This is a genomic window from Acidihalobacter prosperus, from assembly GCF_000754095.2.
In the GTDB taxonomy this organism is placed as follows: domain Bacteria; phylum Pseudomonadota; class Gammaproteobacteria; order DSM-5130; family Acidihalobacteraceae; genus Acidihalobacter; species Acidihalobacter prosperus.
Genome location: NZ_JQSG02000006.1, coordinates 433,236 through 446,206 on the forward strand (window position 1 = coordinate 433,236; position 12,971 = coordinate 446,206).

A 12,971-nucleotide genomic window follows, 5' to 3' on the forward strand; every position below is an offset into this window, starting at 1 on the left:
CGTACCATGCCGGGCCATTCTCATGTCGACACCACTCGCGCATTCCCGAATCCTGCTGGGGGTCACCGGCGGCATCGCCGCCTACAAGGCCTGCGAACTGACGCGCCTGCTGGTCAAGGCCGGCTGCGAGGTCCGCGTGGCGATGACCGCGGCGGCCTGCGAGTTCGTCACCCCGCTGACCTTCCAGGCGCTGTCCGGCAATCCCGTGCACACCACGCTGCTGGACGAACGTGCCGAGGCCGGCATGGGGCACATCGAGCTGGCGCGCTGGGCCGACGCCGTGCTCGTCGCCCCGGCCAGCGCCGACTTCATGGCACGCCTCGCGCATGGCCTGGCCGACGACCTGCTAGCCACCCTGTGCCTCGCCACCGAGGCGCCGCTGTATCTCGCCCCGGCGATGAACCGCGTGATGTGGGCCAATCCAGCGACGCAGGCGAACCGCGCGCTGCTCGAATCCCGCGGCATCGCCCTGCTGGGCCCCGCCGAAGGCGATCAGGCCTGCGGCGAGGTCGGTGCCGGGCGCATGCTCGAACCCGCCGGGATTCTCGCCGCACTGGGCAAGCACAAGGGCCCGCTCGGCGGCGTGCGCGTCACCGTCACCGCCGGCCCGACGCGGGAACCCATCGACCCGGTGCGCGTGATCGCCAACCGCAGCTCGGGCCGCATGGGCTTCGCCATCGCTGCCGCAGCGCGCGCCGCCGGGGCGCGGGTGACGCTGATCGCCGGTCCCGTCGCCCTGGCAACGCCGCGCGGCGTGACCCGCGTCGACGTCGAGACCGCCGCCGACATGCACCGTGCGGTGCTGAGCGCGCTGCCGTCGACCGATCTCTTCGTCGCCGCCGCCGCGGTGGCCGACTACCGGCCCGCCGCCGCCAGCGCGCACAAGCTCAAGAAGACTGCCGACACGCTCGCCCTCGCACTCGAACGCACGCCGGACATCCTCGCCGAGGTTTCCGCGCACCGGCCGCGGCCCTTCTGCGTGGGGTTCGCCGCCGAGACCGACGACCTGCTCGCCAATGCCCGCGCCAAGCTCGCCGCCAAGCGGCTGGACATGATCGCCGCGAACCGCGTCGGCGATGGTCTCGGCATCGAGCAGAGCGACAATGCGCTGGAGGTATTGTGGGACGAGGGCGCCCGCAGTCTGCCGCGCGCTTCCAAGGAAGACCTCGCCCGCGAACTCGTCGCGCTCGTCGCCGAGCGCTACCGCCTTATCCATCCGCTCAAGGAAGATCCCGCACGCCATGCGCAAGATTGAACTCAAGATTCTCGACCCGCGGGTCGGCCGCGACTTCCCGCTGCCCGCGCACGCCACCGACGGCGCCGCCGGCATGGACCTGCGCGCCTGCCTGGACGCGCCGCTCGACCTCGCGCCGGGCGACACCGCGCTGATCCGCACCGGCATCGCCATCCACATCGGCGATCCGGGTCTGGCCGCCACCATCCTGCCGCGCTCCGGCCTCGGCCATAAGCACGGCATCGTGCTCGGCAATCTGGTCGGGCTGATCGACTCCGACTACCAGGGCGAGCTGATGGTCTCGTGCTGGAACCGCGGCCAGGACAGCTTCACCGTGCAGCCCGGCGAACGCATCGCCCAGCTGGTGTTCGTGCCCGTGGTGCAGGCCGAGTTCGACATCGTCGACGAGTTCGACGCCAGCACTCGCGGCGCCGGCGGCTTCGGCCACACCGGCCGCCACTGATCCCCGCGACAACCGAGCGACACAAGGAAGCCCGATGAGCCAGATCAGTCCCACCCTGTTCCGCGCCTACGACATCCGCGGCGTGGTCGACCGCGACCTCACCGAATCCGCCGCCCGGCTCATCGGCCAGGCCTTCGGCAGTGCCGCGCTGGCACGCGGCCAGCAGGCCGTCGCGATCGGGCGTGACGGGCGTCTCAGCGGCCCGCGGCTGATCGCCGCGCTCGCCGAGGGGCTGCTGGCCAGCGGCATCGACGTGATCGATGTCGGCTGTGTGCCGACGCCGGTGGTCTACTACGCCGCCGAGGCCCTCGGCACCCGTACCTGCGTCGCCGTCACCGGCAGCCACAACCCGCCCGACTACAACGGCCTGAAGATGGTCATCGGCGGCGAGACCCTCTACGGCGATACCATTCAGAATCTGCGCACGCGCATCGAGAACGACGACTTCGCCCACGGCACCGGGACGCGCCGCGAGGAAGACGTCGCCGAACGCTATCTCGCGCGCATCGCCGGCGACGTGAAGCTCGCGCGTCCGCTGCGCCTGGCCGTCGACTGCGGCAACGGCGTCGCCGGCGAACTCGCCCCGCGCCTGATCGAACGGCTGGGCTGCCGCGTCGAGCGGCTCTACTGCGAAATCGACGGGCATTTCCCCAACCATCACCCGAATCCGTCGGAGCCCGAGAACCTCGCCGATCTGATCGAACGAGTACGCAACCACGGGCTCGACCTGGGCCTCGCCTTCGACGGCGACGGCGACCGCCTCGGCGTGGTCGACGCCGAAGGGCGCGTGGTGTGGGCCGACCGCCAGATGATGCTCTACGCCGCCGACGTGCTCTCGCGCAATCCCGGCGCGATCATCCTCTACGACGTCAAGTGCTCGAAACACCTGGGCGACCAGATCGCCGCGCACGGCGGCGAGCCGCTGATGTGGAAGACCGGCCATTCTCTGGTCAAGGCCAAGATGCGCGAGACCTCCGCCCAGCTCGGCGGCGAGATGAGCGGGCACATCTTCTTCAAGGAGCGCTGGTACGGTTTCGACGACGCGCTCTACACCGCCGCACGCCTGCTCGAGATCCTCAGCCACGACGCGCGCACGCCGACCGAGGTGTTCGCCGCCCTGCCCGACAGCCTCAATACCCCGGAACTCAACGTGCACTTTGCCGAAGAGGGCGCGCATTTCGCCTTCATGCTCAAGCTGAGCGAACAAGCCGACTTCGCCGGCGCCACGCTCACCACCATCGACGGCCTGCGCGCCGACTATGCCGACGGCTGGGGGCTGGTGCGCCCGTCCAACACCACGCCGAGCCTCGTCGTCCGCTTCGAGGCCGATGACGCGGCCGCGCTGGCCCGCATCCAGGGCGTGTTCCGCACGCAGATGCTGGCCGCGGATCCCTCGCTCGCGCTCCCCTTCTGAGCGCTCCATCGGACACGGAAGATACGCCATGGACCATACCGCCGCCACGCACGCCGCCGACGTTCTGATCGAGGCGCTGCCCTACATCCAACGCTTTACAGGCAAGACCGTCGTCATCAAGTATGGCGGCAACGCCATGATCGACGACCATCTCAAGCGCAGCTTCGCGCGCGACATCGTGTTGATGAAACACGTCGGCATCAATCCGGTGGTGGTGCACGGCGGCGGCCCGCAGATCGGCCGGCTGCTGGAACGCCTGGGCAAGGAATCGCGCTTCATCGGCGGCATGCGCGTGACCGACAACGAAACCATGGACGTGGTCGAAATGGTGCTAGGCGGTCTGGTGAACAAGGAGATCGTCAACCTGATCAATCAGCAGGGCGGGCGCGCGGTAGGCCTGACCGGAAAGGATGGTGGCCTGATCCGCGCACGCAAACTGCAAACCCGGGCATCGGCCGGCGAAGGCGATCTCGGCCAGGTCGGCGAAGTCTCGTCCATCGACCCTGCGGTAGTGCATATGCTCGACAGCGGCGATTTCATCCCGGTGATCGCGCCCATCGGCGTCGGCGAGGACGGCGCCGCCTACAACATCAACGCCGATCTCGTGGCCGGCAAGATCGCCGCCATTCTCGGCGCCGACAAGCTGATTCTGTTGACCAACACGCGCGGCGTACTCGGCGGCCAGGGAGAGTTGCTCACCTCGGTCAGCGCGCGCGAAGTGGCGGCGATGGTGGCCGACGGCACCATCCACGGCGGCATGCTGCCCAAGATCGAATGCGCCCTCGACGCCGTCAATTCGGGTGTCAAGACCGCGACCATCATGGACGGACGGGTCGAACATGCGGTGCTGATGGAGCTGTTCACCGACCAGGGCGTCGGCACCCAGATCCGCGGCTAGGGCGAAGGCAGCCTCTTGAGCTGGCGGAAGCGCCTGACATCCGCCTCGAATTCGAGCTTGATCTGCTCGCGCTGGTGCAACAGATCCTGCAGGGTCGATCGTGCTGCGGCGCGCGCCGCAGCATCCCCGCCCGCCTGTTGCGCCACGCGATCGCGTGCCAGCTGGATCTGCACATCGAGCGCGCGCAGCCGCTCGTCGCGCATGTGCCGGATATCGCCGACACTGCTGAAGGTCTGCAGCAGCATCTGGTCATGCCGCTCTCTCGCCTCTTCCTTGGCCTCGGCCTGCGCCGCCGCCCTGGCCTCGGCCTCGTCATGCGCACGTTGCTCGGCCGTCGGCGGCGGCGGCACGCGGCGGATCACCTCCCCGCCGGCATCCAGCACCTCGTAACCGCGTGCGACCGCGGCGTCCGGCAGCGACTGGTCGTAATGCACCGTGCCCTTCGCGTCGCGCCAGCGGTAGATGGCCGCCTGCGCGGACAATACCGAAAAAGCCTGCCAGACCACGAGCGCCAGCAGCGTAACCAGCAGGATCAGCCGGCGGCGGCGAACGAAACCATGATCGACCGCCGGCCGGACGCTCACCGGACTATATCCCGTATTCCGCGCGGTAGGCTTCCACGCGCTTGAGCGTCTCGGTCTGCGCGGGATCGTGCGCCAGATGCGCCACCAGGTCGCCGAGCGTGGCGATGCTGATCACTGGCACGCCGAGCGATTCCTCCACCTCCTGTATGGCCGAACGTGCGCCGCGACCGCGTTCCTCCCGGTTGAGCGAGATGGCGACACCGGCCAGCGTGGCGCCAGCGGCCTGGATGATGTCCACGGACTCGCGGATCGCGGTGCCCGCCGTGATCACGTCGTCCACCACCAGCACGCGCCCGGACAACGGCGCGCCGACCAGCGAGCCACCCTCGCCGTGGTCCTTGGCCTCCTTGCGGTTGAAGCACCACGGCAGGTCGCGCCCGTGGTGCTCCGCCAGCGCCACGGCGGTTGCGGACACCAGCGGAATGCCCTTGTAAGCGGGGCCGAACAGCATGTCGAAGGCCACGCCGGAGTCGGCGATGGCCTGCGCGTAATAACGCCCGAGCCGCGCCAGCGCGGCGCCGCTGTTGAACAACCCCGCGTTGAAGAAATAGGGGCTGATGCGCCCCGACTTGAGCGTGAACTCACCGAAACGCAGCACGCCGCGCTCGATGGCGAAATCCAGGAAACCTTGCTGGTCGTGGGTACTCATTTCATTTCCATAGGAGGACACCTCCACATGCTAGAGTAGCCCCAGCTTCCCTGACAACCACCGCGCGCCCATGAACGAATCCGCCCTGTTCGCGATTGCCGCCATCGGACTGCTCGGCGTCGCCTGTCAGTGGGTCGCCTGGCGGGTCAAGCTGCCCGCCATTTTGTTCCTGCTGCTCGCCGGCATCCTGCTCGGCCCGGTGACCGGATGGCTCGACCCGGACAGTCTGTTCGGCGATTTGCTGTTTCCGCTGGTTTCGCTGGCGGTCGCCGTGATCCTGTTCGAAGGCAGCCTGACCCTGCGCCTGGACGAAATCCGTGGCCTTGAACGCGTGGTGCGCAATCTGGTCAGCTTCGGGCTGGTGATCAGCGGCACGGTCACCGCGCTGGCGGCGCACTGGCTGGTCGGCCTGGACTGGCAGCTCGCCGCGCTGTTCGGCGCAATGATGACCGTCACCGGCCCCACAGTGATCATCCCCATGCTGCGCACCGTGCGCCCGAATGCCGCGGTGGCCAAGGCGCTGCGCTGGGAAGGCATCGTCATCGACCCGCTCGGCGCGCTGCTGGCGGTCGTCATCTACGAGTTCATCATCTCCAGCCAGGGCACTGGCGCCGTCGGCCACCTGCTCGCCACCTTCGCGCTGATCCTGCTGATCGGCGGCGGTCTCGGCATGCTCGCCGGACATTTGCTCGGCTTGCTGCTGCGGCATTACCTGATCCCAGAATACCTGCACAACGTCGCCACGCTTTCCACCGTGTTCGCGGTGTTCGCCGCGGCCGATCACCTGGCACCCGAGTCGGGGCTGCTTGCGGTGACGGTGATGGGTATGTGGCTGGCCAACATGAAGCGCATTCCGGTCGAGGCCATCCTCGATTTCAAGGAAAGCCTGAGCGTGTTCTTCATTTCCGGCCTGTTCATCATCCTCGCCGCGCGCCTGGACCTCGGCCAGATGCTGCGCATCGGCTGGGGCGCGCTCGGGGTGCTCGCGGTTCTGCAGCTCGTCTCGCGCCCGCTCAAGGTCTGGCTATCCACGCTCGGCTCGCCTCTGACCGGACGCGAACGCGTGCTGCTGGCCTGGATCGGCCCGCGCGGCATCATCGCCGCGGCGGTCTCTGCGCTGTTCGCGCTGAGGCTTACCGAGCTGGGTTACGCCGACGCCAACCGGCTGGTACCGCTGACCTTCCTCGTCATCATCGGCACGGTGGTGCTGCAGAGCCTGACCGCACGGCCCTTCGCGCGCTTTCTCGGCATCGCGGAGCCGGAGCCGCGCGGCCTGCTGCTGGTCGGCGCCAACCCAGTCGCACGCATGGTCGGACGCGCCCTGCAGAAGCGCGGCTTTCAGGTCATTCTGGCCGACAGCTACTGGGAACACGTCAAGGCCGCGCGCATGGACGGCCTGAGCACCTATTACGGCAATCCGGTATCCGAGCACGCCGACCGCCATCTCGACCTGATCGGCATCGGCCGCCTGCTCGGACTCTCGCCGCAGGGCGATCTCAACGTGCTCGCCGCCCAGTACTATCGCCGCGAGCTGGGCCAACAGAGCGTCTACACGCTGCCCACGAGTTCGGACAGCGAACAGCGTCGGCACAAGCACACGGTCGCCGCCGAGTTCCGCGGCCGACCGCTGTTCGGTGCCGACGTGTCCTACCGCAAGCTGCAGAGCCTGCTGAGCCAGGGCGCGGAAATCCGCACCACCACCCTGACCGACAGCTTCGGGCTGGAAGACTGGCGCAAACAGCACGGCGCCCGCGCGTTGCCGCTGTTCGCCATCACGCCCAAGGGCGCGCTGCGCATCTTCACCGCGGACAGCGAGACGCGGCCGGGCAGCGACTGGACACTGCTGGCCCTCACGCTGCCCGACAAAGGCGGCGAACAGGAAGCGGCCGCCCCCCCGTAACGCAGAACGGATGCTAGACTCGCCGACTTTCGCCAAGCCACAACCTTCTACCTGCATGCGCATCATCACCTTCAACGCCAACGGCATCCGCTCCGCCGCCCGCAAGGGTTTTTTCGACTGGCTGCCGCAGCAGCATGCGGACGTGGTCTGCATCCAGGAAACCAAGGCCCAGGCCGCGCAGCTCACCGATGCGGCGTTCTGGCCGGAAGGCTGGGACTGCTACTACTCCGATGCCGAAAAGAAGGGCTACAGCGGGGTCGCGCTGTACGCGCGGCGCAAGCCCGATGCGGTGGAAGCCGTGCTTGGCTGCCCCGAATGCCCGGAGTTCGAGGCCGAGGGCCGCTGGCTGGAAGCCCGCTTCGGCAACCTGAGCGTGATCTCCCTGTACATGCCGTCGGGTTCCTCCGGCGATGTACGCCAGCAGATCAAATACCGCCTGATGGACTGCCTGTACCGACACCTCGACGCGCTGCGCGGCAGCGACCGCGAGTACGTGATCTGCGCCGACTGGAACATCGTGCACACCGCCGCCGACATCAAGAACTGGCGCGGCAACCAGAAGAACTCGGGCTGCCTGCCCGAGGAACGCGCCTGGCTGGACCGCCTGTTCGGTGAACTCGGCTATGTCGATGCGTTCCGCCGGATCGAGCAAGCGCCCGAGCAGTACACATGGTGGTCCAACCGCGGCCAGGCCTGGGCCAAGAACGTCGGCTGGCGCATCGACTATCAGGTGGTCAGCCCCTCGCTGGCCGACAAGGTCCGCGCCACCGCGATCTACCGCGAGCAACGCTTCTCCGACCACGCCCCGCTGACCATCGACTACGACCGAGAGCTGACCTGACGCGACGGACGGCGCTCAAGTCTTTGTCCTGTTTGACGTTACGCTCATACGGACTAGGCTTAACCGGACACGCCATAAGAACGGCTTACCCCCTGACATACGGCGTGTCGGACACGGTTCATGGGCAATCCCTCCCGGAGCGCAGGCCCGAATGGAAACGTTGCGGTTGGTTGCACCGGTCATCCCCGACGCCATCATCGCGGCCGATACGCGAGGCGACATCCTGTACGCCAATCCCGCGGCATCGCGCCTATTCGGCTATCGTGACGACGACTGGCAGGGACGCAATGTCCGCGAACTGGCGCCAGCACCACATCGCGATGCGCACGACGGCTACCTGAACCGCTATCTGGCCACCGGCGAGGCCCGCCTGATCGGAAAAGGCCGCGAGACCGAGGCCATGCGGCGCGACGGCAGCACCTTCCCCGTACGCCTGGCGCTCGGCGACATGGGCGCCGGCAAATCCGACGGCTGGCGTTTCATCGCCCTCATCCAGGATCTCACGTCGGAATACCAGCATCGCCAGCAGCTCCAGACCCAGCACGACATGTTGAACCTGGTCATCAACCGCGTGCCGGCCCTGGTCGCCTATGTCACGCCCGACGAGCGCTATCGGCTGGCCAGCGCCACCTACTCGATCTTTTCGTCCCTCCCCGCCGACCAGGTGCCCGGCCACCAGGTCCGCGAAATTCTCGGCGAAGCACGTTACGCCGTGGTCGAGCCCTATTTCAGGAAGGCGCTGCAAGGCGAAGAGCAGGCCTATGAGGCCGATCTGCCGGAGCCGGACGGCGAAATCCGGCGCTTCGAAATCCGCTACACGCCCGACCGTGCGCCCGACGGCGAAGTCCGTGGCGTGCTGATACTCGCCCTGGACGTGACCGCGCAGCGCATGATGGAAATCCAGGCCAGCGAGCGATTGACGGCATTGGGCGGGCTGGTTGCCGGCGTGGCGCACGAGGTCAACAACCCCATCGGCATCGCCAACACCACCGCAAGCCACCTCGAGGACGCCACGCAACGCACGCGCGAGGCCTGGATCGCCGGCACCCTGACGCGCAGCGAACTCGAAAAATATATGAACGAGGCCGAACAGGCCGCGAAACTCATCGCCGACAACCTCCAGCGCTCGGCGCGCCTCGTCCGCGAATTCAAGCAGGTCGCCGCCGATCAGCGCGCGGCGGAGCCCCGCCGCATCGAGCTGTGCGGCTACCTTGAAGAGGTACTCGACACGCTCAGGCCGCTGACGCGGCACCGGCCGGTCGCGATGACGCTGGACTGCGCCGATCCCGTCACGCTGACCGACTATCCGGATGCCTGGGCGCAAATCCTGATCAATCTGGTACAGAACTCGCTGACCCACGGCTTCATCGAGCATCAACCCGGGCACATCACGCTACAACTGCGACGCGAGTCGGACACGATCATCTTCGTCTATCAGGACGACGGCTGCGGCATGCCCGAGTCCGTGCGCCTGCAGGCACTCGACCCCTTTTTCACCACGCGCCGGGGACAGGGCGGCAACGGGCTTGGCCTGTCCATCGTACACAACCTCGTAACCGGGCTGTTTCGCGGCAGCCTGAAGCTGGAAAGCCGGCCCGGGCATGGCGTGCGTTTCACGATCCGTCGCCCTCTGCCAGAAACCAGCGGCGATGCCCCCCCGCCGTACCCACGCACGCCAACCCTGGCCGACATTGATCGATGACACGGGATTCGTCCCCATAGCAGGTGCCCCATGAACAACAACAGCCTCGGACTCGCTCCCGACAACACCTCGCCCCAGGCCAGCGGACGCCCCTGGCGCGTCCTCATCGTCGACGACGAGAAGGATGTTCACTCGGCGGTACGCATGGCCATTGCGGGCATCCGCTTCCACGCTCGTCCACTGGAAATCGTCAGCTGCTATTCGGCTGCCGAGGCTGAGGCAGATCTCGCCGCGCACCCCGAAACCGCGCTCGCGCTGGTCGACGTGGTGATGGAGAACGAGCATGCCGGTCTCGACCTGGTGCGCACCGTCCGCGAAAGGCAGCATAACGCTCAGGTACGCATCGTGATCGTCACCGGCCACCCCGGCCAGGCCCCCGAACGCGAGGTGGTACGCGACTACGACATCAACGACTACCACGAAAAGACGGAAATGGACGTCAACCGTCTGTATGCGGTCGTCATCAACGCCCTTCGCGGCTACAGTGCGCTGGCGACGCTGGAGCGTTCTCGACGCGGGCTCGAACGCGTTGCGGAGGCCAGCGGCGGCCTGTTCTCGCACGAATCCATCGACCAGTTGCTGCACGCGGTCTTGGACGAAATGGCCTCCCTGCTCGGCGTGCTCGAAGGCGGCCTGCTGCTGGAAACGCCCGCGGCCGCGATCGTCGAGGCGGAAACGGCAAGCGAACCGGACCTGCGCATCGTCGCCGCGCTCGGGCATTATCGCCCCAGCGCCGGGCAGAAACCCGCCGCCCTGTTGCCGAGCGAGGGCCTGCGACTGGTACTCCAGTCCCTGCGCAACGGCAGCACTCAAATCGAGGGCCGGCTCTTCGCGGGCTACATCCCCAGCCGCTGTCAGCCGCGCCAGGTGATCTATCTCGAAGGCATGCCGCCACTGTCCCCGGCCGACCTGCAGTTCATCGAACTGCTGCTGGCGAACACCGGCCGGGCCCGCGACCAATTGACCCTGAGCTGCGACATGGAGCGCATGCAGCGCGAAACCCTGCTGCTGCTCTGCGAAGCCATCGAACTGCGCTCTGGCGAGACCGGCAACCACGTGCGCCGCGTCGGCGAAAGCGCCGCGCTCCTCGGCAAACTCGCGGGCCTCGATTCGGCCGAGTGCGAACTGCTGCGCGCCGCAGCGCCGCTGCACGACGTCGGCAAGATCGCGATCCCCGATGCCATACTCAACAAGCCTGGCGCGCTCACGGAGGAGGAATGGGTGGTGATGCGCACCCATGCGAACGCCGGTCACGCACTGCTGATCAGCCACGATTCGCGCTGGCTCGCCGCCGCCGCCGAAATCGCCCTGAGCCACCACGAGCGCTGGGACGGCCAGGGCTACCCCGGCGGACTCGGCGGCGGTGACATCCCGCTCTACGGACGCATCACCAAGCTCGTCGACGTGTTCGACGCACTGCTGTCGCGACGCTGCTACAAGGAGGCGTGGCCCCTGACACGGGTGCTCGAAGTGCTGCAGCAGGGGCGCGGCAGCGAATTCGATCCCGTCCTGACCGACCTGATGCTGCGGCACATCGAGGACTTTCTCGCCATTCACGAACGCCTGCCGGACGCAGGCTGAGCGTACGCATTCGGCCGAGGCCGTGTCAAAACCGCCGATCTGGGTCTTAAGCTAATCAGCTGGCCCCTTCAGTAGAAACCTGTGGTGCTGAATAAAGAAGGGATTGGCGCGCCGGGTTTCACCCAGCCTGGATGGCCTGGATCAGGTTTTGCGTTCCCATCAGGTTCATCATGCGCTTGAGGTTGTAGGCCAATACATGCAGGCTCATCTCGGTACTCACATGTTCCAGGGTTCGGGTCAGGAAGTGCGTGTGGCCCATCCATGATTTAATCGTTCCGAATGGATGCTCGACCGTTTGTCTTCGGATGCGCATGCTCTGCGGCGCCTGATCCAGACGTCTTTGCATGGCTTCGAGGACATCCTGATGCTCCCAACGACTGACCCGTCGATAATCACCGGGCGTGCATTGGGATTTAATGTCGCACCGTGGGCAATGTGAGCTCCAGTAACGATGGATCTTCAGGCCACCTTCTGTGCTGACATAACGCCAGATCAAACGTTGTCCGGCAGGACAGCGATATTCATTGTTGGTCGCATCATAGATAAAGTCCGCCTTGTCGAAGCGGCCATCAGCTCGGGCGCCCGACGTCGTGGTCTTCGGCACGATGGCGGTAATGCCCGCCTCATGACAGGCCAGGATCTGTTCGCTTTTGTAATACCCCCGATCCGCAATGACTGTCAGATCCGTTTCACCCGTGGCCGTTCGAGCGTGTTCTGCCATCGTTGTGAGCTGGTCACGATCACTGCCGTGCGAGGTCACCGCATGGGCGACAATCAGGTGATGTTGCGCATCAACCGCAGTCTGGACGTTATAACCAACGATCCCTGCGCCACGGCTCTTCATGGAACGTGCATCCGGATCGGTCTGTGAGAGTTGGCCATCTGGACTCGCATTGAGTTCGGTCTCGATGGCCTGCAGCTGCTTCATCTGTGACTTGAGCGCTAAGATCTTGTCCTGAAGACGCCCTGACTGGGCCCGGGCCACCTCATCTTCCTGACGATCGGCCGTGTCCAGATCCACCAGATAACGCTGGATGCTCTTGTCGATCTCTTCCATTCGACGCTTGAGCTTAGCCTTCGTGAAGTTCCGGTCCCGGTTGTTCACCGCCTTAAACTTGCTCCCGTCGATGGCCACCAGGGCTTCGGAGAACAAACCCAGCTGACGGCACAGATACACAAACTGGCGACAGACATTACCGATGGCCTGTCCATGTTCCTGGCGAAAGCGGGCAATGGTCTTGTGATCCGGCATCAGGCGACCGGTCAGCCACATCAGCTCGACGTTGCGCTGGGCCTCACGCTCAAGACGACGCGAGGATTGCACCCGGTTGAGATACCCATAGATGTAAAGCTTGAGAAGAACGGCCGGATGGTAACCGGGACGTCCCGTAGACGCCGGCTCAACCCCGGCAAATCCCAGCGCACCCAGATCCAGTTCATCGACAAAGACATCAACCACACGAACCGGGTTGGCATCGCTGACATAATCATCAAGGACTTCTGGAAACAAGACGCTTTGCGTACGGCTCTGACCTTCAATAAAACGCTTCATCCCGCCCCCAGAAATCTGCCTTCAAACTTAGATCAAATGGGACTCTCTTGGTTCACGTTTTGACACACCCTGGGCCCTCGCGCGCCGCTACGGCGGCCCTGCCGCCGGCGCCGGGGCAGCGAACGATGCGCACCAAAAAAGCGCGCGCGCACC

General features: G+C 66.1%; 11 protein-coding genes. 8 read left to right on the plus strand and 3 right to left on the minus strand.

Translation table 11 applies throughout. From position 1 onward, the window contains the following. The first annotated feature begins 22 nt into the window (after positions 1–22). Genes coaBC through argB form a run of 4 tightly spaced genes read left to right on the plus strand, consistent with a single transcriptional unit; the run spans position 23 to position 4,009 of the window. A complete protein-coding gene (gene coaBC, locus THPRO_RS12755; RefSeq protein WP_038090215.1) occupies positions 23–1,255 on the plus strand; it encodes a bifunctional phosphopantothenoylcysteine decarboxylase/phosphopantothenate--cysteine ligase CoaBC in 1,233 nt (410 codons plus the stop codon). Then, entirely contained in the window at positions 1,242–1,697 is a 456-nt protein-coding gene (gene dut, locus THPRO_RS12760) for a dUTP diphosphatase (protein ID WP_038090224.1), read from the plus strand. The genes coaBC and dut overlap by 14 nt, the downstream gene beginning before the upstream one ends. 34 nt (positions 1,698–1,731) lie before the next feature. Further along, positions 1,732–3,111 carry a phosphomannomutase/phosphoglucomutase gene (locus THPRO_RS12765; RefSeq protein WP_065089717.1) on the plus strand — a complete coding sequence of 460 codons (1,380 nt, stop codon included), beginning with the start codon at positions 1,732–1,734 and terminating at the stop codon, positions 3,109–3,111. A 28-nt stretch (positions 3,112–3,139) separates the two neighbouring features. After that, entirely contained in the window at positions 3,140–4,009 is an 870-nt protein-coding gene (gene argB, locus THPRO_RS12770; protein ID WP_065089718.1) for an acetylglutamate kinase, read from the plus strand. On the opposite strand, the gene THPRO_RS12775 is transcribed toward argB, so the two are convergent. After that, positions 4,006–4,593 (minus strand): DUF4124 domain-containing protein, encoded by a 588-nt coding sequence (locus THPRO_RS12775; RefSeq protein ID WP_052064355.1) that lies wholly within the window; start codon positions 4,591–4,593, stop codon positions 4,006–4,008. The two genes, argB and THPRO_RS12775, sit on opposite strands and share 4 nt — an antisense overlap. A 4-nt stretch (positions 4,594–4,597) precedes the next feature. Then, positions 4,598–5,242 carry an orotate phosphoribosyltransferase gene (gene pyrE, locus THPRO_RS12780; RefSeq protein ID WP_065089719.1) on the minus strand — a complete coding sequence of 215 codons (645 nt, stop codon included), beginning with the start codon at positions 5,240–5,242 and terminating at the stop codon, positions 4,598–4,600. Positions 5,243–5,312: 70 nt separating this feature from the next. Between pyrE and THPRO_RS12785 the strand changes: the two genes are divergently transcribed. The 4 genes from THPRO_RS12785 to THPRO_RS12800 all read left to right on the plus strand — a co-directional run bounded on the left by THPRO_RS12785 (position 5,313) and on the right by THPRO_RS12800 (position 11,266). Beyond that, positions 5,313–7,142 carry a cation:proton antiporter gene (locus THPRO_RS12785; RefSeq protein ID WP_038090231.1) on the plus strand — a complete coding sequence of 610 codons (1,830 nt, stop codon included), beginning with the start codon at positions 5,313–5,315 and terminating at the stop codon, positions 7,140–7,142. A 55-nt stretch (positions 7,143–7,197) separates the two neighbouring features. After that, entirely contained in the window at positions 7,198–7,983 is a 786-nt protein-coding gene (locus THPRO_RS12790) for an exodeoxyribonuclease III (protein WP_038090235.1), read from the plus strand. Positions 7,984–8,134: 151 nt separating this feature from the next. After that, on the plus strand, positions 8,135–9,685 hold the full coding sequence (locus THPRO_RS12795) for a PAS domain-containing sensor histidine kinase (RefSeq protein ID WP_052064356.1): 1,551 nt from the start codon (positions 8,135–8,137) through the stop codon (positions 9,683–9,685). A 30-nt stretch (positions 9,686–9,715) separates the two neighbouring features. Then, entirely contained in the window at positions 9,716–11,266 is a 1,551-nt protein-coding gene (locus THPRO_RS12800; protein WP_052064357.1) for an HD domain-containing phosphohydrolase, read from the plus strand. A gap of 118 nt (positions 11,267–11,384) precedes the next feature. Here THPRO_RS12800 and THPRO_RS12805 read toward each other — a convergent pair whose 3' ends face one another. Beyond that, a complete protein-coding gene (locus tag THPRO_RS12805) occupies positions 11,385–12,818 on the minus strand; it encodes an IS1182 family transposase (RefSeq protein ID WP_065089110.1) in 1,434 nt (477 codons plus the stop codon). Positions 12,819–12,971 lie beyond the last annotated feature (153 nt).